The sequence below is a fragment of the Streptomyces sp. NPDC050485 genome (assembly GCF_044458185.1).
Lineage (GTDB): Bacteria > Actinomycetota > Actinomycetes > Streptomycetales > Streptomycetaceae > Streptomyces.
The window spans coordinates 526,472-546,126 of the sequence record NZ_JBITHR010000004.1; the positions used below are offsets into that span (position 1 = coordinate 526,472).

17 protein-coding genes and 1 pseudogene are annotated in these 19,655 nt (G+C 71.6%); 8 read left to right on the top strand and 10 right to left on the bottom strand.

Annotation, left to right across the window (positions count from 1 at the left end; genetic code table 11):
• Positions 1–22: 22 nt before the first annotated feature.
• From ACIBK6_RS11630 to ACIBK6_RS11650, 5 genes are all read right to left on the bottom strand, one after another.
• Positions 23–1,384 carry a lanthionine synthetase C family protein gene (locus tag ACIBK6_RS11630; protein WP_399050935.1) on the bottom strand — a complete coding sequence of 454 codons (1,362 nt, stop codon included), beginning with the start codon at positions 1,382–1,384 and terminating at the stop codon, positions 23–25.
• The gene (locus ACIBK6_RS11635) at positions 1,381–4,683 is read right to left on the bottom strand and encodes a lantibiotic dehydratase (protein ID WP_399050936.1); all 3,303 of its coding nucleotides are present in this window, start codon (positions 4,681–4,683) and stop codon (positions 1,381–1,383) included. Before ACIBK6_RS11635 ends, ACIBK6_RS11630 begins: the two co-directional genes overlap by 4 nt.
• A 101-nt stretch (positions 4,684–4,784) precedes the next feature.
• Positions 4,785–4,946, bottom strand: a complete 162-nt coding sequence (locus ACIBK6_RS11640) for a hypothetical protein (RefSeq protein WP_399050937.1) — start codon at positions 4,944–4,946, stop codon at positions 4,785–4,787.
• A 795-nt stretch (positions 4,947–5,741) separates the two neighbouring features.
• Positions 5,742–6,554: an SAM-dependent methyltransferase gene (locus ACIBK6_RS11645; RefSeq protein WP_399050938.1), complete on the bottom strand. Its 813-nt coding sequence runs from the start codon at positions 6,552–6,554 to the stop codon at positions 5,742–5,744.
• A complete protein-coding gene (locus ACIBK6_RS11650; protein WP_399050940.1) occupies positions 6,551–6,688 on the bottom strand; it encodes a hypothetical protein in 138 nt (45 codons plus the stop codon). The genes ACIBK6_RS11645 and ACIBK6_RS11650 overlap by 4 nt, the downstream gene beginning before the upstream one ends.
• Positions 6,689–7,264: 576 nt before the next feature.
• Here ACIBK6_RS11650 and ACIBK6_RS11655 point away from each other — a divergent pair.
• The gene (locus ACIBK6_RS11655) at positions 7,265–7,657 is read left to right on the top strand and encodes a hypothetical protein (protein ID WP_399050941.1); all 393 of its coding nucleotides are present in this window, start codon (positions 7,265–7,267) and stop codon (positions 7,655–7,657) included.
• Between the two features lie 562 nt (positions 7,658–8,219).
• Here ACIBK6_RS11655 and ACIBK6_RS11660 read toward each other — a convergent pair.
• From ACIBK6_RS11660 to ACIBK6_RS11680, 5 genes are all read right to left on the bottom strand, one after another.
• On the bottom strand, positions 8,220–8,477 hold the full coding sequence (locus ACIBK6_RS11660) for a DUF397 domain-containing protein (RefSeq protein ID WP_399050942.1): 258 nt from the start codon (positions 8,475–8,477) through the stop codon (positions 8,220–8,222).
• A gap of 9 nt (positions 8,478–8,486) precedes the next feature.
• Positions 8,487–8,615, bottom strand: a complete 129-nt coding sequence (locus tag ACIBK6_RS11665) for an acyl-homoserine-lactone synthase (protein WP_399051012.1) — start codon at positions 8,613–8,615, stop codon at positions 8,487–8,489.
• A gap of 136 nt (positions 8,616–8,751) precedes the next feature.
• On the bottom strand, positions 8,752–9,264 hold the full coding sequence (locus tag ACIBK6_RS11670) for a hypothetical protein (protein ID WP_399050943.1): 513 nt from the start codon (positions 9,262–9,264) through the stop codon (positions 8,752–8,754).
• 3 nt (positions 9,265–9,267) lie between these two features.
• A complete protein-coding gene (locus ACIBK6_RS11675; RefSeq protein ID WP_399051014.1) occupies positions 9,268–10,548 on the bottom strand; it encodes a molybdopterin-dependent oxidoreductase in 1,281 nt (426 codons plus the stop codon).
• A 752-nt stretch (positions 10,549–11,300) separates the two neighbouring features.
• Positions 11,301–11,453: a hypothetical protein gene (locus tag ACIBK6_RS11680; protein ID WP_399050945.1), complete on the bottom strand. Its 153-nt coding sequence runs from the start codon at positions 11,451–11,453 to the stop codon at positions 11,301–11,303.
• A 436-nt stretch (positions 11,454–11,889) separates the two neighbouring features.
• On the opposite strand from ACIBK6_RS11680, the pseudogene ACIBK6_RS11685 reads away from it, so the two are divergent.
• From ACIBK6_RS11685 to ACIBK6_RS11715, 7 genes and pseudogenes are all read left to right on the top strand, one after another.
• Positions 11,890–12,183 (top strand): annotated as a pseudogene (locus tag ACIBK6_RS11685) (1-deoxy-D-xylulose-5-phosphate synthase N-terminal domain-containing protein); the annotation flags it as partial.
• A gap of 135 nt (positions 12,184–12,318) precedes the next feature.
• A complete protein-coding gene (locus ACIBK6_RS11690) occupies positions 12,319–13,548 on the top strand; it encodes an ACP S-malonyltransferase (RefSeq protein WP_399051016.1) in 1,230 nt (409 codons plus the stop codon).
• The gene (locus ACIBK6_RS11695; protein ID WP_399050946.1) at positions 13,542–15,452 is read left to right on the top strand and encodes an acyl-CoA dehydrogenase; all 1,911 of its coding nucleotides are present in this window, start codon (positions 13,542–13,544) and stop codon (positions 15,450–15,452) included. Before ACIBK6_RS11690 ends, ACIBK6_RS11695 begins: the two co-directional genes overlap by 7 nt.
• The gene (locus tag ACIBK6_RS11700) at positions 15,449–16,519 is read left to right on the top strand and encodes a 3-oxoacyl-ACP synthase III family protein (protein WP_399050948.1); all 1,071 of its coding nucleotides are present in this window, start codon (positions 15,449–15,451) and stop codon (positions 16,517–16,519) included. The genes ACIBK6_RS11695 and ACIBK6_RS11700 overlap by 4 nt, the downstream gene beginning before the upstream one ends.
• Before the next feature lie 234 nt (positions 16,520–16,753).
• A complete protein-coding gene (locus ACIBK6_RS11705; RefSeq protein WP_399050950.1) occupies positions 16,754–18,118 on the top strand; it encodes a beta-ketoacyl-ACP synthase 3 in 1,365 nt (454 codons plus the stop codon).
• Entirely contained in the window at positions 18,118–18,387 is a 270-nt protein-coding gene (locus ACIBK6_RS11710) for an acyl carrier protein (RefSeq protein WP_399050951.1), read from the top strand. The genes ACIBK6_RS11705 and ACIBK6_RS11710 overlap by 1 nt, the downstream gene beginning before the upstream one ends.
• Positions 18,384–19,613: a beta-ketoacyl-[acyl-carrier-protein] synthase family protein gene (locus tag ACIBK6_RS11715; RefSeq protein ID WP_399050952.1), complete on the top strand. Its 1,230-nt coding sequence runs from the start codon at positions 18,384–18,386 to the stop codon at positions 19,611–19,613. Before ACIBK6_RS11710 ends, ACIBK6_RS11715 begins: the two co-directional genes overlap by 4 nt.
• Positions 19,614–19,655: the final 42 nt, after the last annotated feature.

Sequence of the window (19,655 nt, forward strand, 5' to 3'; positions counted from 1 at the left end):
CGTGAGGGAAGGCGACGAGGTGTCAGGAGAGCAGCAGTACGCGGTCCCAGACCGGCTCCGTCCGCTCCGCGCCAGGCTCGCCCGTACCGCCGGGCAGGGCGCTGAGCAGGGCCGCGGCAACCCCGGCCGCGCCTTCGAAGATTCCGGGGTTCTCCTCGAGGCCCAGCGGCTGCCCGAGCTCCCAGCCGCGCTGCCGGTCGGCCGGGGCGACGTGACGGTAGCCGAACGCGGCCGTCGGGTCCCAGCTCTCGGCCAGCCGCTCGGCGATCGCGGTGCAGTGGCCGAGCAGCACCGTGTCCTCGGCCAGCCGGCCGAGCCGGAACAGACTCTGCAGGAAGCCGGCCAGGCCGTGGCAGACGGTCGGGCCCTGGAGGCGTTCCAGTGCGCCGGGCCGGCGCAGTAGGGCATGGGCGCTCCGCAGGGCCAGCCGGCCCCAGTCGCCCTCGCCGGTCAGCCGGGCAGCCCGGAAGAGGGCGTTGGCGATGCCCACCGCGCCGTAGCACCAGGCACCGCCGAACGCGGCCGAGTGAGGGGAGACTTCGGCCGGGCCGGGACGCTCACGCAGCGCCCGGGTGAGCTCCTCGTCCAGGCCGAGCCGGGGTTCCCACACGGGGCCGTACGCGTCACGGTCGGCGCGGGCGGCCAGCCAGCCGGCGATCCGGTGCACGGCGTCCAGCTGACCGGCCACCGTGAAGCCGTACTCGGCGCTGCGGACCAGCAGGGCCAGTGGGCCCGCGATGCCGTGCGCCAGGCCCAGGTTGACGTCGCCGCGCGGAAAGACCCGGCGGTCTCCGGCGGTCGCCTGCCGGTCGCTCGGCACCCACCAGCCCGGCACCGGCCGCCCGTCCACGGTCACCGGCCGGGCCAGTGCGACCAGCCGGTCGAGTGTGGCGCGCAGGGCCGGCTCGGCGGCGGCGCGCTCGACCGGGTCGCCTTCGGTCACCGCGGCCAGCAGCAGTCGGCCGGTGCCGGTCGGACCGGTGATGACGTCGTAGTCGGACCAGCCCACGCCCGGGCCGACTGGTCCGGCGGCGAGCCTGGCCAGCTGTTCGGACGCCAGATGGGTGGTCAGTGTGTGCCGCACCCGCTGATAGTGGTTGCCGGTCCGGGCGACGGTCTGGACGGCGGCCAGCACCGGTGCCGGGCCGTGGCTGAGGCCGGCCGAGGCGGTGCCGGCCAGCGCCCGGGTGGCCGGGACGATCTGGGCGTGCGCGGCCGCCAGCCGGGCTGGGTCGTGGCGGGCCAGTTCGGCGAGGAAGAGGGCGGCGCCGATGCGGCCTTCGAGCGAGACGGGTGCGGCCCGCGCCGGCTCCGGCCAGGGGGCGGCCAGGGAGGTGGCCACCCGCTCGACGGTGGCCTCGATCAGACCGGTGGCTGTGGTCACCGCTGGTGCCTCCTTCGGTCGGCGTTTCCGATCACGCAGGCGCGGGCCAGTGCCATCGCCCGCAGTTCGGCCTCCCGGTCGGGGCCGAGCAGCCGGTTGCAGCTCATGTGGAGCAGCGCGGAGAGTACCCGGGGCAGCGGCGACGGGTTCGCGCCGCAGTACGTCAGCCTGTCCAACTCGGCGCGGTAGGCCTTGAGTTGATCCGCCCGATCGGCCAGGGCGGCGAGTACCGCGGGCCCGGCCGGATGCGCGACGAGCCCAGGGTGGCCGTCGACCGGGTCGATCAACCGGAGCCAGTGCGCCCGGCGGGACCGGAAGCCGGCGGGCAGTTCGGCGGCATCGGCCGGGACGCCGGAGAGCCAGGCAGCGCAGGCCTCCTGGTGGCGGCTGGGCCGAACCGAGGCGGCCGGAGAGCCGAAGGCGTGGGCGATCGAGGCGATCGAGAGGGCGGCCAGGACCTCACTGTCCCACGGGAGTTCGGTCTCGACGTCCAGCGGCCGGGCGGGGTGCCGTCGAGCTGCGGCGAGCAGGGCGAGCGCGGCCCGGCTGTCGGCGGTGAAGAACCGCTCGGCGGCGGGCTGGGCCTCCGGGCCGCCGTACCGCTCCCACTCGGGCTCGTAGCCGTCCAGTACGAACCGCCCGACCAGCCCCTGCTCGCGCCACCGTGCCACCGCGTCCCGCAGCGGGGGAAGCAGGTGCGGCCAGAGCCGGTCGGCGGGTCCGTGGAAACGCAGCCTCAGGTGGTCCGCCTCGTCCCGGTACCGGACGAAGAACCAGCGGTCGATCAACTCGCCTACGGAGGCCGGTAGTTCGGCCAGGAACGCGGGCAGGTGCTCGCCGAGAAAGCCGTCGGTGTGCCGCCCGGCCAGATAGAGCCGGGCGTACAGCCAGTCACCGCCGGGGTCGGCCGCGCGGTCGCGGGCCTGGGTGGCGGTCGGGGCGGGGACTGGTGGACTCGGCAACTCGTGCTGATGACCCGTCATATTGATGAAGGCCATGGACAGTTCGGCCGGGTGCGCATGGCCGTCCTGGTCCCGCAGCCAGTCGCCTGGCCGGTCTTCGCCACCGGCCTGCTCCACCGCGCTCAGGTCCGGATCCTTGGTGATCGCGTCGCGCAACAGCTCGAGGTGCCAGGCCGCTGAGAGGTCCAGTGGCAGTCGGAGGTCGAACTTGGTCAGCACGATCTGCTCCGGCGCCCGCCACTGCTGCCGCCAACGGTCCACCGCCGCCCGCCAGTCGGACGGACCGAGCGCGGTCTGCTCACGCAGTTCGTCCAGCCGCCAGACGGCCGGGCAGAGCACCACCCTGCCGTACCGGACCCGGGGCAGGAACGGCGCGTGGGCCGACGCTCCCCAGTCCCAGGGCGCGCACATCCGGTAGGCGTCCCGGCCCAGTTCAAGCAGGAGCCGGGCGGCGTTCGGCGCCTGGCCGCGCAGGTCGATCGCGTTGTGCGCGTGCGGCAGCAGCCGGTGGCCGGTCGGCAGGTGCATCGCGTACAGATGGTCCGGGGTGGCGGCCACGCCGATCTCTTCCAACTGCACGGCGATCGCACCGGGGTCCGGCGGCAGGCCGATGGCGATCTGGTGCCGGGCGGACCGGCGGCTGTTGGCCAGGTTGAGCGCCCGGGTGGTACGCGGCTGGTAGGCGACGGAGAGGTGGATCGAGCCGTCGACCTCGGGGAAGGCCAGTTCGGTCAGTTCGCCCAGGACCGAGTCCACCGGCTCCGCCGCGCCGGGCAGTCCGGCGAACCGGCCGAAGGTGGCACCGGCCTCGGCGTGGCTCGGCCCGCCGGTGGCGACGAGCAGGAAGTCCCCGTTCACCAGGGCCTGTTGATCGGCGGCGACCAGTGAGGTGAAGAGCTGGCAGGAGCGCGGGGCCGGCCCGGTTCCCGGGTCGGCGGCGGCCAGCCGGTCCACCAGCGCGTCGTCCAGTACCACCTCCCGCCCGCCGGCCTGCACCGCGGTGGCCGCCAGCCGGGCGAGCAGTGCGTCCCGGGCCGGGGCGGACCGGCGGGACGGCTCCTCGGGTCGGCTCGAGGCCGGCCAGCCGTAGCCGGCCGGCGCGCCCAGGCCGACCGTGTCGTCGAGGAGCTCGGCCAGCGGGACGACCCGGTCGGCACCGTAGCGTTCCAGGAACTCCCGGTGGTACGTGCGCAGATGAGGCAGGCCATGGCCGACCGGAGCGAGCCGCCAGAGCACGTCCAGCGCGCGGGCCGCTTCCTCGGCGACGGTCCCCGGCAACCGTATCTCCGCGCCGAGGGCCAGATCCACGTGGAGCAGCCGCTCGCTGTCGGCCAGCTGCCGCATCCCGTCCGCCAGAGTGGTCAGCGCGGCGGCGCGCCCGCCCAGGGGGGTGCGGTCGTACCGGTCGCGGTCGGCGGCGACGGCGCGCAGGGCGGCGAGTATGGGCAGCGGGTGGCCGATCGAGCGCTCGGCCGCGGCCAGCACCTCGACCAACCGGCCCAGGGGGTCGCTGCCGTCGAGCACCGGACGCAGCCCGGTGATCAGGAACTCCTGCCGCACCAGGGTGGCAAGGAGCCCCGCGATCTGCCCGCGACCGGCCTGGGGGAACCGTCGCTGGAGCTCGGCCACGGCCGCGGCGCCGGTCGGGCCCGAACCGGCGAATTCGAGCGCGGCGGCGACCACCGGGGTGCGCCGCACGGACACCTCGCTGCGCGCGGTGTCACCGGCGCCGCTGCCCGGGTTGGAGGGGGCGGACATCACCAGCCGACCGCCGCGGCGGACGGTGCCGGCGTGCCGGTGCAGCGTCAGGTGGGGGAGCAGCTCGGGCTGCTGCTCCAGCTGACGTATCAGCCGGTTGAGCCAGTCGAGGTCCACCCGGGTGCGGCTGGAGGGCGGCGCGGTCCAGGCGGTCTTGACCGGCGCGGTCGTCCCGGCCGGCTCCTCGAAGCGCAGCGGGGCGACGCCGGCGAAGAGGCCGAAGGGGGTGCAGCGGGTGCGCAGGCGAAGCTCATAGCGGAGCACCGAGATGACGGCCCGGCGCAGCTGGGCGTCGGTCCGGCCGGTCGCCGTCCCGGCGGTGGTGGTGGCGGCCTCGGTCGTTGCCGTCACCAGACGGGCCAGCGAGGGGCTGGCCACCCGTAGCGCGTCCATGAACAGCGCGTCGGCGGCGGCCCCGCGCAGCAGCGCCAGGCAGGACGCGCGGTCGGCGGGCGCAGAGCCTTTCGGGCCATCGACGGCGGCCCAGTCCGGGCGGTGCGACCGGGCGCGCAGCGGGGCCCGCAGAAGGGCGACCGGCGCGGCGCGGAAGAGCGGCGGGGTGGCGGGCTGATCAGGCATCAGAGGTGTCCCTCGGGGCGGCGGGCAGAGGGCGCGGGGGCTGCGGTCGGGACCGCAGCCCCCGCGCGGTTGAGCCGTCTGCTGGGGTCCGGGGCGGTCCGTCAGCAGCAGAGGGTGGGCGAGCAGGAACAGGTGAGGCTGCAGCCGAAGCTGGTGAAGCCGGCCTCGGGGCCGGTCTCGGTGATTTCGATCTGGACGTCCAGGTCGAAGAGGTCCTCGAGCCCGGTCTCGTCGATGGTGCTCTCCAAGGCGGAAATGGACATGGCAGACTCCTCGGGATGATGGTCAAGTCGGTTGTGGAGCAAGCGAGTTCACCCTAGGGGACGCCTCTTGAGAGCTCTTTGAAAGTGATCACCGGAATACCTGAACCGCTTGTGGGAGGCCTGTGGGGCCCGCCGTACCTGCTCGGTGCGGCGCGGCGCGGGCCCCTCCCGCAGAAAGGCTGCCGGAAGTCGGCTGCCGCCGGTGCGTGCGGCGGGCGGACGACGGCTCGGTGCACACTCCGAGCGTCCGATGTGCGCCCGGCCTCTTGCGTCGGCCGGTGTCGTGCTCAGCTTCTCCGGGCTCGTGCAACCCCGACACCCGCGCCGCGAGCTTGATCCCGTACGGGCCTGCCGCCATCACCGGCTGGCGCTCAGCGAGAGCGCGCCCCAGCAGAGCAGGGCTCGGCGGTTGCCCGCCAACTGGTTGCGTGTCCTCGGTGGATGCCTTCTGCAAAGTGGAGGCGGAGGGGTACTCGTCGTATGCCTTGCCGCCCGCAGTGGAGTTGTTGCCGCGGGGGCTTGAGGTCGCCGATCACCAGGCGGCCGACGTTCAGGTCGGGGGCGGCGGCGGATCCGGATGTCGGCGGCCAGACGGCGGATTCAGTCGTCCCGGAGCCACGCTGGACACAGCTCAGGTGCGAAGGCCCGATGCGGGCGGCCGTCGAGCGTGGTAGCCATCGCGGGCTTGTCGTTCAGCCATCACCGGGCGTCGGTGAGAAAGGTGCGCAGGCCCACGGGGGGATGGGTCCCGTCGTCGGTCCTGCGCCGCCTTCAGCGTAGACGAGCCGACGTCTGTCAGGGTTTCACGGCGACTGCGCCGAACTGCGGGAGTGCGGTGGCGGAGTTGGACTCGGCGCGCCACAGCGAGCACGAGACGAGACCGGGCGGGAGCAGGTCCAGGCCGTCGAAGAAGGCACTGATCTCTGCGCGGCTGCGCGCGGTGATCGGTGGTGTGGCGTTTGCATTCCAGAACTTCATGGCCTCGACGTTGCCCTCGCCGCCGAGGTCGGTGTCGGTGGTGGGGTGGGTCAGGACGAGGTAGCTGCCGGAGGGGACCGAGGCCATGATGCGGCGCACGATGTCCTGCGCCTGGCCCGTGTCGAGGACGAAGTTGAGGATGCCCAGCATCATGACCGCGACGGGCCGGTCAAGGTCGAGGGTCGCGGAGGCGCCCTCGATGACGCTGTCCGGGCAGTGGACGTCGGCGTCGATGTAATCGGTGACTCCCTGGGGAGTGCCGGTCAGCAGCGTGCGGGCGTGGACGAGCACGATGGGGTCGTTGTCGACGTAGACGGCCCGGGACTCGGGTGCGATCCGTTGGGCGATCTCGTGGGTGTTGTCCAGGGTCGGCAGTCCGGTGCCGATGTCCAGGAACTGCCGCACCGCGCACTCGGCGGTCAGGAACCGGACCGTGCGGCCGAGGAAGGCGCGGTCCGCGCGGGCCACGTCTCGGATCACTGGGAACATCGTGGCGACCTGGTCACCAACCTGCTGGTCGACCTCGTAGTTGTCCTTCCCGCCGATCCAGTAGTTCCATACCCGTGCGTTGTGCGCGACCCCGGTATTCAGCCTGCCCGACACATCTGACGGGTGCTGGCTCTCACTCACGTCGTCACCTTCTCCTTGCTCACCTTCTCCGTGCTCACCCACGAGGCGTCCTGGACGAGCAGCCGCCACGGCGACAGCGGACCGTTACCGCCATTGTGGTGCTCGTGGATCACGACGTCCCGAGATTCGGCCAACCCGAGCCGAACCGCAATCGGTGGGTTCGGATACTCGTCCGCTATTCGTCTGCTATTCGTCCGCGTGGAATGGGCGTCAGGCCCCGTCCTTGCGGGCTGCGACCAGTCGACGTCCCGGGCATCGGTGAGCTCGCCCGGCACGCCGACAAGATCATCGTCGGTACGTCGGTACGTCGGTACGTCGGTACGTCGGTAGGTTCGCGGGGGCGCCACATGCGCTGGGAGTGGGCGGACATGAAGTGCAGCGTGCGGTTGTGTTGTCGGCGCCGTGTCGCAGTGGATGCGGTCGCTGTGCGACGGTCGGGGGTCGTCCGGGCGGGAGTGGTAGCGCGAGATGGGCGCTGGGGCGAGGCAGGCCAGGACGCTGCCGTTCACGACCTGCCGAAGAAGTGCATCGCGAAGAAGACGTCGCCAAGCAGGCCGCCTGGGAGGGTTGTTGCGGGGCCTCACCCCTGGCTCGTTTGGCCTGAATGGGTGCAATTTGTGACGTGTTCTGAATGGTTCTCGTTACAGGCGTGGCAGGCCCGCATGGCGGGTCTGGCACCCTCATCGATCCATTGAAATGGGAGCACAACCGTGATCAAGCAGGTTCTGGCCGGGGCGGTTTTCGCCACTGCCGCAACGATGGCCGTTGCTGTGCCCGCGTCGGCGCAAACCACAGGGCCCCAGGCGCGGAACATCCCCACCAACGCGCACGAGAGCATCCGGGCCGCCCGCGTCGCTCAGGGCACGACCGTGAGCGGCACCGGTGCCACGGACTTCGGGACCCGCAACGGCGACACCGCCATCACCGGCGACGCGGGCGGCATCCTCAACACCTACGGCGCCCCGCTCATCAACGTCGACGCACGCTGCCTGGTCCCGCTGCCCGAAGGCGAGGGCATCGGCGGACACGGCCTCGGCGGCCCCAAGGCCTCGTGCAACGTCGCGCCCGTCGACCAGTACCAGGCCCCGCAGAAGCTGCTCTGACCCTGCAGCCGCTGACTTTGTCCCGCAACCCCCTGCCGCGCAGGGGGTTGCCGCACGTCCGGGGGTTGTGCGCAGCAGCATGGGATGTGTGTCCGTCACCGGGCTGACAGCGTGGCCGTGAACGCGGCGAGGCAAGGCGAGAAGCCTCGGCACCTTCATGTCCGGTGAATGAGGCCCACGCTGGGGGGCGCGTCCAGGAAGTGGTGTAAAACGGGTCCGCTGACAGGCACTTCCGGGCCGCGGGTGCACCCACCCAGGCCTGCCCGGCACGCCGACAGGGCGGGCCGAGCGGCGAGTACCGTCCGGCTGGTCCTCGGACGCACGGGTCCCGGGGCTGGTCAGACCTCGGGACCCTTCGTGCACTCCATCCTGGCCCCCGGTTCAACGACTCTCCGCAGCCCAGGTCACCCGGCTTCCTCCGCCCAGTCCATTCCGAGCTCGGCGAGCTACGTGAGCTGCTGCTCGTTTTCCGCGATCCGGGAAGTGACGTGCCGCAGTACTGAATTCGAGGGTGACGGAGATGGGTTCGGAGGTGTCGAATTCAGGCATGGCTGTCGCGTCCTCATGGCTGTGGTGTGCGTTCCCGCTGGTCGGGCGGGTGAAGGGAGATGCGGTGTCCGGCACGGAACCCGGCTGGCGGACCCACCCCGTGAAGCCCCGCCGGCCAGATGGCGGGTCCGGTGGGGTTCTTCGAGTCGTGGACGGGCGTGGCGTCGGTGATGCCGTGGGGTGCCTCGATGAAGTTCCCGCCGTCGCTGCTGTACGTCGACTTGGTCCAAGTCGGCCCGGGCTGGGCGGCGTTGGGGATGGCGGTGGTCATAGTGTGTCCTCAAGTTGAGCGATGAGGTCGGCCGATTTGTCGAACGGCGTCATCGAAGAGATCGCGTTCCCGCCCGTAACGAGGGTGTACCTGCCAGTGCAACCGCCCGTGGAAGACGCGGTGCCGCAGACGGAACATGCTGTCCGGCAGCGCCTCGGTGAGATGCGGCTCGCCCGCGTGACTCACCCACCACGATGCGGCGGGATCCAGAGTCGCCCGGCGGCGATCTGAGCCGTGCCCGGGCCGGTCTGCTGGCGGGTGGGGCCGGGGGGCTTCACCGTGTCTTGCTGTCGTCGGCTGCCCGCCGTCTGGCCCGGCGCTCGATCAGCAACGCACGGCAGCGTGCACCGAGCAGGCGCACCGCAAGGACCAGCGCCGACGCCGTGAAGAGTGCGGCGGTCACCAGGATCCACCGGGGCAGGAACACTGATTCGTCGAGGGCGGTCGTGATGGGGTAGGCGGCGACCAGGTTCAGGATCAGTGGCAGCCAGACGACGAACAGCACGGCGGACAGGGCAGCTGGGAAGCGGAGGTAGTTGATATACGCCGGCCGCCGAGCAGGTCTTTTCGGCAGGATGGTCTGCAGAGCGCGGTCCGCAGTCGAGTAGAGCGGGAACAGGACCAGGTCGTGCACAACGGCGGCGCCGGCGATCCAGATCAGCACCCGCACAGCGGAGCTGGTCTCGCTGAGCAGGCGGCTGCCCGCGTACCAGGCAAGAGCGAAGCTGCCGGCCATAGCCACCAGGTGCAGCGGGCTGGAGCCGTACCACTGGCGGAAGCGTTTCACCGGTCACGTCCGGAAGGTCAGGGAGGAGACCCACTTGGTGTTGTGGACCCCGGGGGCGGCGGGAAGGATGATTCGGGCGGGGAAGCCGTGGTCGGGGGAGAGGTCGGCGCCGTTGACCCGCAGGGCGAGCAGCGACAACCGGTGGTGGACTTGATTGCGGGCCAGTACGGCGGCGCGGAAGGATCCCGCACGTTGCACGGACTCGACCAGGGCGCTGGATGCGTCCGGCACTCCGGCCAGCGCCGCGAGCGCCGCCAGCGGCACGCCGCTCCACTGCTGATCGTCGGTGGACCAGCCCTCCACGCAGGCGATCGGGAGCGCGGCCGTCCGCTGCTCCAGGGCCAGGAGCTGTGCCCGGGTCAGGATCACCGGGGCCGGTCCACCGGACAGCCGCAGCCGCCAGGCGGGGCCGATCTGATCCGGCGTCACCCCGACGGCCCGGGCGGTCTTGTTGATCTGGAAGCCGTTGGGGCCGGTCCCGGGGTCCTGGCCGCGCGGGGCCAGGACCGCTGTTGACCGCCACGGCCCGCCGATGCTCTGCCCGGCCGTGACGATGAGCAGAGTCAGCGATGCCGCGCCGGTCAGGGCCATGGCCCCGCGCCGTGACGTGGTCGCCACGGGGACGGTGGGACTCTGCCCCGCGCCCTGCGCTGTTCCGTTCTCATCGTCGGGCAGGGTGTGGGCGGTGTCTGTGGCCAGGACCGTGCGCATCCTGCGTGAGCGCAGCGCGGCGATCATGATGGGGAACTTCAGGGCGACATGGACGGCGAACGCGGCAAGGAACACCCATGCGCCATAAAAGTGCAGCCGGTAGAACGAGCCGGGGAAGACGTAGTACAGCTGGATGTTCAGAACCCCGGTGACGAACTCGAAGATGCCGCCGCCGACCAGCAGCAGCAGAGACAGGCGCTCCAGCGCGTGCGCGGGCGAGCGCACGGGCGGCCAGCCGAAGAGCTTCGGCAGCACCGACCACAACTTGGCCAGCAGCACAGGGATCAGCGCAACGCCGAGCGTCACGTGCACCCCCTGGTTCAGCCGGTACAGCCAGTACGGATCGGTTGGCCAGGTGAACAGATAGAACCCGAGGATCCCGTGATCGGGTGTCTGGTCGTTCAGCGTGAACTGCGGGTTGTAGGCGCTGTAGGACAAGAGCCCGGTACCGGCGAGCACCGTGATCCCAGCGAGGAGGGGCAGCGCGAACACCGAGGTCAGCCAGGGGCCCCGGAGCGGACTGCGCCACCAGCCGGAACGGAAGGGCCCCGGCGGCGGATGGGCCGCGGCCATCGAGCACAGGTGCCGTGCTCTGCCCGCCCACGCGGCCAGGCGGGCCGCCAGCAGGCGCCAGATTTTCGTCGCGCCCCGGCCATGGCCGGGGCCCGGGCTGTCGCTGCGGTGGGCGTCTGGGAGCTGTGCCATCGTGTCCGCCTTTCTTGATCCGTGGCACACGCCGCGTCGACCGCCGTCGCTGACGTGGCGGTTCAGCGGACCACGGGGGCGGCGCCGCAGGTCCCGGACATGCCGCAGTGGGTCCAGGACCCACCAGTTCGGCCCCGTCATAAAGCCTCGGCCGGCCGTCGAGCCGCGCTTCGGCGGCAGCCGTCGGCGTGAGCTTGGAGGTCGGATGGCCTTTCACGCCCTGCCTGCCTCCACGACGGAACTGGGGCGCTGTCGCCAGCCGTCTCCTGCCGGTGAGCTGTGGCAGCAGTCGCTCACTGGCATCCGGTGCGCCGTCCGGGCCCGTGATTTCCGGTCAGCCTTCTGCGTGCGGGCGCTCGGAGACGCGGTGGCGCGGTGTCTCGGTGCTGTACCGGTATCACCAGGACATGGATGCGGTGCTCGTCACGTGGTTGCTCGTCGGTCCGTAGGCCCTTCAAGCATGACGCAGGGCTTCCGACCGGCAGCCGGGGGAGGGGACGTACGGTGACCGGCCGGTCGACTCCGGCGGTTCCTCAAGAGAGTGTCTCTCTGAGGTCACCTCAGCATTCGTAGCTCTGGCTGGAGCCACCCGATCATGCACAACATGGCACAGGATGCGGTCAGCAGGTTGAGCTCCTCTCGACGAGCGTCGTCCGCGCGTCCTGCGTGTGCCGGATGGTGCCCAATTCCTCGTTGGTCTCGCTCCACATGGTGGCTGCTTCGTCGGATTCCCACCGGAGCCGGACCCCATCGGTGATCTCGTCCTGCGGCACCTGCATTCCCCTCGCTCACGGCATGTTGAAGAGCTGCCGTCTTGCCGCCTGCTCAGTCTGTCTGCGCGGGCAGTGCAAGCCAATGCCGCCCACCGCTCGCTCGGCAACTCCCCAATTGTGGAAGGGCGTTAGCGGCAGCTGCCGGACTTGCCACCCGCGTTCGGCGTTGGTTGGCGCCGTGGTGCACGACGCGCTCACTGTGCGCCGTGAGCCGTCACGGTGTGGAACCTCTGCGCGGTGGGGTGTGGCTGAGCCTGCCGTAGGCATCTGCGCCGGAGCGCACTTCGTAGTCGTACGTCCACGTCAAGTGCCGGCCGGTGCGCCTACTGGTTTCAGATCGACAGAATGATGATCGGACCATGCGTACTGTGAGGTCTGCTGGGGCAGGCCCCGCTCGCCCGCAGGATGATCCTGCCCGGAGCAAGGCTGGCCCCGCATGCCATCTGTCATCACGCCCCAGACACCCACGCCCCTGCCGCATCTGAGTGGCGCCCCCGCTGGCGTCCGCCGCATCAGTCCTGGCCCAGTGCCCGCGCCGGCCGCCGAGATTCGCGCCTTCCGCAACGAGGAGGTAGCGGCGGCCTCCGGCGGCCATCTGGTGCGGAACCTGGACATGGCGGCCGAGGTCGTCTTGGCGCTCCGCCGTGTTTTCGACGTCGAGGCCGCTGACGTGCCGCTGCTCGACTCTGTCCACCAAGCGTACGTGCTCAAGCTGCTGACCGGGCTGCGGGCCACTTTGAGACGCCATGGCAGACGGGCGGTCTGTCCGGCTCACCCTGTCGCACGACAGGCTGCGCGCCCGTTGTGCCTGCGGTGCTTGTTCTTCTCCACTTCGCCCCCACGGCGACAACGACGAGGTGATGTCATGCGCGCTATCGCAGAGGCCGAGGCTCGTGTGCCTCGGGGCCGGGGTGGCGTGCAGGCTGCCCGCGCAACCGACGACTTTCCCTGCACGGCCGCGGCCCCGTTGGCCCGGGTCGGCAACACCGGGACGGCGTACAGCACGCGATACCGGGACAACGGCCTGCCAGGCCGGACCGAACGCGGCACCGACCTGCCCGACCCCTTGGGACGCGCACCCAGGTTCACGGCGCCCAGCAAGGCGATGAAGCCGAGCCGCGTTTCTCAAGGAGGTCCTCCCTCGGCCTCGGTGCCCCGCGACATTCATCTCTTCCCGGGGCAGGGCGACTTCCCCCTGTCGCCGCTGCTGCGTGCGCGCGGTCGGTTGCGCGGGATCACCCGCGAGGTGTTCGAGGAAGTGGACCTGGTCTCGGCTCGGCATGGGCTGCCGTTACTGGCCCCCTGGCTGTTGGGATCCGCGCCCCCCAGCGGGCGTGAGCTGGCGCGGGCCCCGGCCGGTGTGGCGCAACTCGCCCTGTTCGGGGCGTCTTTGGCTGTGCACGGGGCCTTGCGTGAGAGTTTCGGCCCACCCGACGCGATGGTCGGCGTCAGCTTCGGGGAAATCGCCGCGCTGACCGCCGCGGGTACCTTCGATCTGACCGGGGGTGCCGAGATCGCCTGGGAACTGGGCCGGATCCTGACCAGCAGCTGCCCGGGAGGTCTGACGCTCCTGGGATGCGGCGAGAGCGCCGCCCATGACTTACTGTCGCACGCCGCCGCCCGGGACATCGCCGTGGCCTGTGTCAACGACGAGCAGGAAACCGTCGTCAGCGGGCCTGTCGGCCAGCTGCGGCTCATGGAGAAGACCGCGGCCGAACGGGAGATCCCGGCGGTGCGGCTCCGGCTGCCCTTCTCCTCCCACCACCCTGCCCTGCGCCAGCAGGCGGGGCAGTTCGCCCGGGTGGTCCGCCGTCACCCGGTGCGGCCCACGAACTGCGTGGTGCTGTCCGCGGTCGCCCGCCGTTGCTACGCGCCGGGCGAGGACGTACCCGCGCGGCTGGCCGACTGCCTGGTCCTTCCCGCTCATGTACCGGACGCCATCACCCTGGCCGTCGGCCACACCCTGCCCGGCCAGACCGTCCAGCTCTTCGAAGCCGGCACCGGAAGCGCCCTGAGCCGCAACGCCCGCCGGATCCTGGCCGGCCATCCCGCCACGGTCCATGCCCCCCTGGCCGACCCCGACTTCTCATGGTGAACACCCTCCCCATCCATGCCCTGGAGGCCCACGTGCCCGCCGGCCCCGCATCCGTCCCCACCCCGCTGCACGCGCTGGTGCACGGGGCGTGTCCGCCCCCGTTCGTCGAAGCCCTCCGCCAGGCGCTGAGTCACGACCCGGCACCGGTCGGCGCCGACCCGGCAGGCAGGGATGCCCATCTGACGCTCCGTCTGCGCCGACTGTCCGAGAACCTCCCCAGCGCCCGCCACATGCTCCAGGCCCCCGAGCAGCTCGCCGCGCTCATCGCCTGGACGGCCGCGGCCGAGCCCGCCCTGTGCATGACGCTCATCAACCACACTCTCTTGGGCCTCGGATCCATGACCCACCTGGCCCCCGACCACGCCCCGCTGGAGAAGAAGCTCGACCAACTGGAGTCAGCACGCGCCAAGTGCTCCTACCTGATCACTGAGATCGGACAGTCCAACAGCCATCTGGCCACCCGCACCCGCGCCGTGTTCGACCCGCAAACCCGTGAGTTCATCCTGACCACGCCCGACCCGGAGGCGGCCAAGTTCTCCAGCGTGGCCGCACACGGCGTCCCGCGCACCGGCGTCGTACTGGCCCGCTTGATCGTGGCGGGGAACGACTGCGGCGTCTTCCCGTTCGTGGCGGACCTCAGCGACGAGTCCGGCCTGCTGCCCGGCGTGGAGATGACCGGCCCGGTGGAGCTGAGCGCGCTGCCCCTCGACTACGCCCTGGTCCGATTCAACGACGTACGGCTGCCGTGGGAGCACTGGCTGCGCGACGACGCCACCCTCGCCCCGGACGGTGTCTTCCACGATCCGCTCGGCTCCCCGGACCGGCGCCTGCAGCGCACCCTGTGCGTGGGGCAGGGTTTGTGGGGCACTCTGCCGGGGGCAGCCGCCGCCCTCGCCCGGCAGGCCGGGGTGCTCGCCGCCCGCTACGCACGCGGGCGCCGCACCCAGGGCCGGCTCGCACCCGGTACGCCCCTCCTGGAGTACCGCAGCCAACAGCACGCGGTGCTGGGCGCGATGGCCGACGCCTTTGCCCTGACCTGTGCCGCTGCCCGCGCCCTGGACCTCTGGGCCACCTCCCTGTCCGGCCCGACCGAAGGCGGCCCGACCGAGGGCGGCGACACCATGGCCTTCGCCCCCTGGACGGCGGTGAACAGGCCACTGTCCGCCTACAAGGCCCACAGCATCCGCGAAGCGGCCCGGATCATCACCCTCTGCCAACGACACTGCGGTTTCGCGGGCTTGCTGGACACCAACCGTCTCGCCGCCTATCACGGATTCCTGCAGGCCTTCGAACCGGCCGGCGGAGACAGCCAGTTGATCTACTACGACCTCGGCCGTGCCCTCGCCGACGAAGTATCCGGCCCGGTTCCAGCAGCCACACCGCCCCTGCCGTCGGCCCAACATCCGCAGTGGTGGCCGGACTTGATGCTCCAGCACACCGATCGGCTCGCCCACCGGCTGAAGGGGCGCTGCGACACGCTGGCCGGGGCAGGCCACCACTCCAAAGGCAGCTTCGCGGTGTGGAATCCGCTGCTGGACGAAGCCGCCGAACTCGGAGCCGCCTATGCCGCCCGCCTGGCAGCCGATGACGTCGTCCGCGCCCTCACCGCGGTCACCGACGCCGGTACCCGCACCGCCCTGGAGCCGCTCGCCGCGCTGCACGGCGTCCTGGCTGCCCGCCGCCACGCCGGATCCCTGATCGCCGCAGGCACCCTGGCTCCCACCGATCTGGATGCGCTGTCCGAGATCACCGACCGGCTGTGCGACGCGGTCCTGCCCCATCTCCCCTGGCTGGAGGACGCCTTCGCCCTTCCGCCCGACGTCGTCCGCGCCCCCCTGGGCGCCGAGAACTACGGCGAGGCCCTCGACCGGACCCTGAACTGGAAGCACGGTGCCACCTCATGAACCGCTTCTCGTCCGGCCGGCCCATCGGCATTCGCGGCATGGGCAGCTACCTGCCCCGGCGCATCCGCTCCAACGAGGAGGTCGCCCGCCAGACCGGGGTGACCGCCGAATGGATCCGCGAACGCACCGGGGTACGCACACGGCACGTCGCCGCGCCCGACGAGGCCGCCTCCGATCTCGCCGCCTGTGCCGTACGGGCCGCCGCCACCGCGGCCGGTATCGACGCGGCCGACATCAGCCTGCTGATCTGCGCCACCTCCACCCCCGACGAACTGGGCCCCTCCACCGCCTGCCGGGTGCAGGCCCTCCTGAAAGCCGAGCATGCGGTGGCCCTCGACGTCGGCGCGGCCTGCTCCGGCTGGCTGTTCGCCATCAAAGTCGCCCACGACTGGCTGCGCGCGGACCGCACACCACGCTACGCGGCCGTGGTCGGCGCCGAGGCGTACTCGAAGTTCCTCGACCCCACCGACCGGGCCACCTCCGTGCTCTTCGCCGACGGAGCGGCAGCCGCGGTCCTCGGCCCGGTCGGTGACGAAGAAGGCTTCCAGGACTTCGACTTCGGATCCGACGGCACCCTCGCCGACACGGTCCTCATCCCCGCCGGCGGCAGTCGGCGCCCCGCCGACACCGTCACCCTGGCCGCCAAGGGCCACTTCATCCAGATGGACGGACGGGCCGTCAGCCGCTTCATCAGCGCCACCTTCCCTCGGCTGGTCCACGAATCCCTCACCCGCAACAGCCTGTCCCTGAGCGACATCGACTGCCTCATCGCCCACCAGCCCAACCCGGTCCTGTTGCACCGCCTGGGCCGGGAACTCGGCTGTGACGAGCGCATCCTCGTCATTGTCGGGGACGAGGTCGGCAACATCGGCGCGGCCAGCGCTCCTTACGCCCTGGCCGCGGCCACGGCACGCCACACCCTCGGCCCCGGCGACCGCGTCCTGATCACGGTCTTCGGCGCCGGCATGACCTGGGGCAGTGCCCTGCTCACCTGGAGCGGTGCCCCCGCCGTCCGGATCGCCCCCACCCGAAGCGCCCTGCCCGAACGAGAAAGGCACTCAGCATGACCACCTCGCCCGGCGCCCTGGACCCCTTCCGCATCGACGGGGCACGTGCCCTGGTCACCGGGGCCTCCCGCGGGATCGGCAAGGCCACTGCCCTGGCCCTCGCCGAGGCGGGCTGCGGCCTCGCCCTCTCCGCACGTACGCACCCCCATGACGGAGGCGTACGCCGCCTCGAAGGCCGCCCAGATCTCACTGGCCCGCACCCTCGCCGTCGGCTGGGCTCGCTAAGGGATCAGCGTGAACGCTCTGTGCCCCGGCTGGACGCGCACCGGCATGACCGAGTTCGCGGCGGCGACGGGGCCGCTCTCCGGCTGGCTGATGGCCCACGTTCCGCTCGGCCGCTGGGCGAAGCCCGAAGAGGTCGCCCACGCAGCGCTCTTCCTCGCCGGTCCCGCCGCCGCGTCCCTCACCGGCCATGCTCTCGTCCTGGACGGAGGTCTCTCCGTCCCCGACGGGGGCCTGGCCGTATCCCCAAGTCGCCGTCCCCGCTCGTCGCCTGATCCTTCCGCCCCGGAGACACCCATGCGCTTCGACGACTCCACCGCGGTGGTCACCGGCATTGGCTCCTGCCTGCCCGACCACACCCTCAGCAACGACGACATCATCACCGCCGGCGCCCTGTCCACCAGCGACGACTGGATCCGTACCCGCACCGGCATCGTCCATCGCCGGCGCATCGCGCCCGGTCAGGCCACCAGCGACCTGGCCACCGCCGCCGGAGCCGCCGCCCTTGCGTCGGCCGGAATCTCTGCGGTGGACCTCGTCGTTCTGGCCACCTCCACCCCCGACCACCCCTGCCCGGCCACCGCGCCCTGGGTCGCCCACCGCCTGGGCCTGGGCTCGGTACCCGCCTTCGACCTCGCCGCCGTCTGCTCCGGCTTCCTGTACGCCCTGGCCACCGCCACCGCCACGATCCGCGGCGGCCTGTGCCGGACCTGCCTGGTCATCGGCGCCGACACCTACTCCGCGATCATCAACCCCCGCGACCGCGAAACCGCTGCCCTCTTCGGCGACGGTGCCGGCGCCGCCGTCCTGAGCCGGGGCACCCCGGACACACCAGGCGCGATCCTCGCCGCCGACCTCGGATCCGACGGCGGCAACCACGACCTGATCACCATCCCCGCAGGCGGCTCCCGCCACCCTCACCACCAACCCCCGCCCGGACCCGACAGCCACTACTTCCACATGCGCGGCCGCGAGGTCTACGCCCACGCCGTACGCCACATGACGTGCTCCGCCCAGCAGGTCCTGACCACCGCGGGCTGGGCCCCCGACACGACACGCGCCTTCATCGGCCACCAGGCCAACCAACGCATCCTCGACTCCGTCGCCGACCGCCTCGGCCTGCCGCCGGAACACCGCTTCGGAAACATCCGCCGCCTCGGCAACACCGCCGCGGCCTCCATCCCCCTGGTCCTGGCCGACCCGGCCACCCACCACGCCCTCCGCCCCGGCGACCGCACCGTCCTCACCGCGTTCGGCGGCGGCCTCACCTGGGCCTCCATCGCCCTCACCTGGCCGGCCGCCACCCCCTGCACCGCTCCGGCCGATCCCCTCCTCATGACTATCCCCACCACCCCTCACCTCGCAAGGAGCCAGTGATGGACACCGTCCTGACCCACCTCACCACCCTCCTCACCACCAAATTCGACGTGCCCGCCGAGCGGGCCGTCCCCACCGCCACCCTCGCCGACCTCGAACTGGACTCCCTGGCGGCCGTCGAGCTCTACGTCACACTCCAAGACCACTGGGGCGTACCCATGGACGACAGCGAAGCCACCCCCGACCGCACGGTCGAAGAAGTCGCCCGAAGCGTTACCACCCTCCTCGGCCGACAGCAGTCCACCGCAGGGCCCGAGGCCATCCAATGACCAGCGCCATCGCCGTCACCGGCATCGGCCTGGTGACACCTGGTGGCATCGGGGCCGAAGCCACCTGGAAGGCAGTGTGCAACGGACGCTCCACCGCACACACCGACCCCGAACTCCAGGGCCTGCCCGTCGACTTCTCCTGCCGCGTCCCCGGCTTCGGCGCCGAAGCCCTGCCCGGCACACACCAGCTGTGGCGCTACGACCGCTCCACCCAACTCCTGCTCGCCGCAGCCACCGAAGCCGTACGCTCGGCCCGCCTCGATCCCACCGACTGGGACCCCGCCCGTATCGCCCTGGTCGTCGGCTCGGCCGCCGGAGGGATCTCAACTCTCGAAACCCAGCACCGCAGACTCCTCGACCACGGCGCCCAGAGCCTGTCTCCGCTCACCCTCACCGGCTACCTTCCGAACATGGCGGCCGGCCACCTCACTCTGGCGCTCGGCATCACCGGGCCGGCCCTCCAGACATCCACCGCCTGCTCCTCCGGAGCCAGCGCCATCATCACCGCCAGCCTCCTCATCGACGCCGGCCTGTGTGACATCGCGCTGGCCGCCGGATGCGATGCCATGACCACCCCGCTCTGTGCCGCCGCCTTCGCGAAGATGGGTGCCCTGTCCCGGCGTACCGACGACCCCGCACATGCCTCACGTCCCTTCGACCGACACCGCGACGGCTTCGTCCTCGGCGAAGGCGCAGCCGTGCTCATCCTCGAACGCACCGGCCACGCCGCGGCTCGCCAGGCACCACCCCGCGCCCACCTCGTCGGCCACGCCACCACCAGCGATGCCCACCACGCCACTACCCCCCACCCTGAAGGCCTCGGGCTGCGCCGCGCCATCCTCCAGACACTCCGCGCCGCCGACGCGACCACCGCCGACGTCGACCACATCAACGCCCATGGCACCAGTACGCTCCTCAACGACCAGACCGAAGCCGCCGTCATCCGCGCGCTGTTCACGTCCCGCACGCCTTCCGTCACCTCGGCCAAAGGTGTGCTAGGCCACAGCATGGGAGCCGCCGGCGCCATCGAGGCAGGGCTCACCATCGCATCCCTCGAACACCAAACAGCGCCACCTACCGCCAACTTCACCGAACCCGACGAGACAACCGACGGCCTCGACCTCGTCACAGGCCAGGTCCGCCCACAGAACCTCAGACTGGCCCTGAGTCATTCCCTCGGCTTCGGCGGCCACAACACCGTCCTCGCCCTCGCCTCCGGACCGTGACCACGGACGATCGGCGCCAGGCCGAAGCCGCCCTACCGCGGC

Bases quoted from the DNA above. Each gene is read 5' to 3' on its own strand.
- ACIBK6_RS11635 (WP_399050936.1), bottom strand. From the start codon at position 4,683: ATGCCTGATCAGCCCGCCACCCCGCCGCTCTTCCGCGCCGCGCCGGTC.
- ACIBK6_RS11640 (WP_399050937.1), bottom strand. From the start codon at position 4,946: ATGTCCATTTCCGCCTTGGAGAGCACCATCGACGAGACCGGGCTCGAG.
- ACIBK6_RS11660 (WP_399050942.1), bottom strand. From the start codon at position 8,477: ATGACCACCGCCATCCCCAACGCCGCCCAGCCCGGGCCGACTTGGACC.
- ACIBK6_RS11665 (WP_399051012.1), bottom strand. From the start codon at position 8,615: ATGTTCCGTCTGCGGCACCGCGTCTTCCACGGGCGGTTGCACTGGCAG.
- ACIBK6_RS11675 (WP_399051014.1), bottom strand. From the start codon at position 10,548: ATGGCCGCGGCCCATCCGCCGCCGGGGCCCTTCCGTTCCGGCTGGTGG.
- ACIBK6_RS11690 (WP_399051016.1), top strand. From the start codon at position 12,319: ATGCGCGCTATCGCAGAGGCCGAGGCTCGTGTGCCTCGGGGCCGGGGT.
- ACIBK6_RS11695 (WP_399050946.1), top strand. From the start codon at position 13,542: ATGGTGAACACCCTCCCCATCCATGCCCTGGAGGCCCACGTGCCCGCC.
- ACIBK6_RS11700 (WP_399050948.1), top strand. From the start codon at position 15,449: ATGAACCGCTTCTCGTCCGGCCGGCCCATCGGCATTCGCGGCATGGGC.
- ACIBK6_RS11710 (WP_399050951.1), top strand. From the start codon at position 18,118: ATGGACACCGTCCTGACCCACCTCACCACCCTCCTCACCACCAAATTC.
- ACIBK6_RS11715 (WP_399050952.1), top strand. From the start codon at position 18,384: ATGACCAGCGCCATCGCCGTCACCGGCATCGGCCTGGTGACACCTGGT.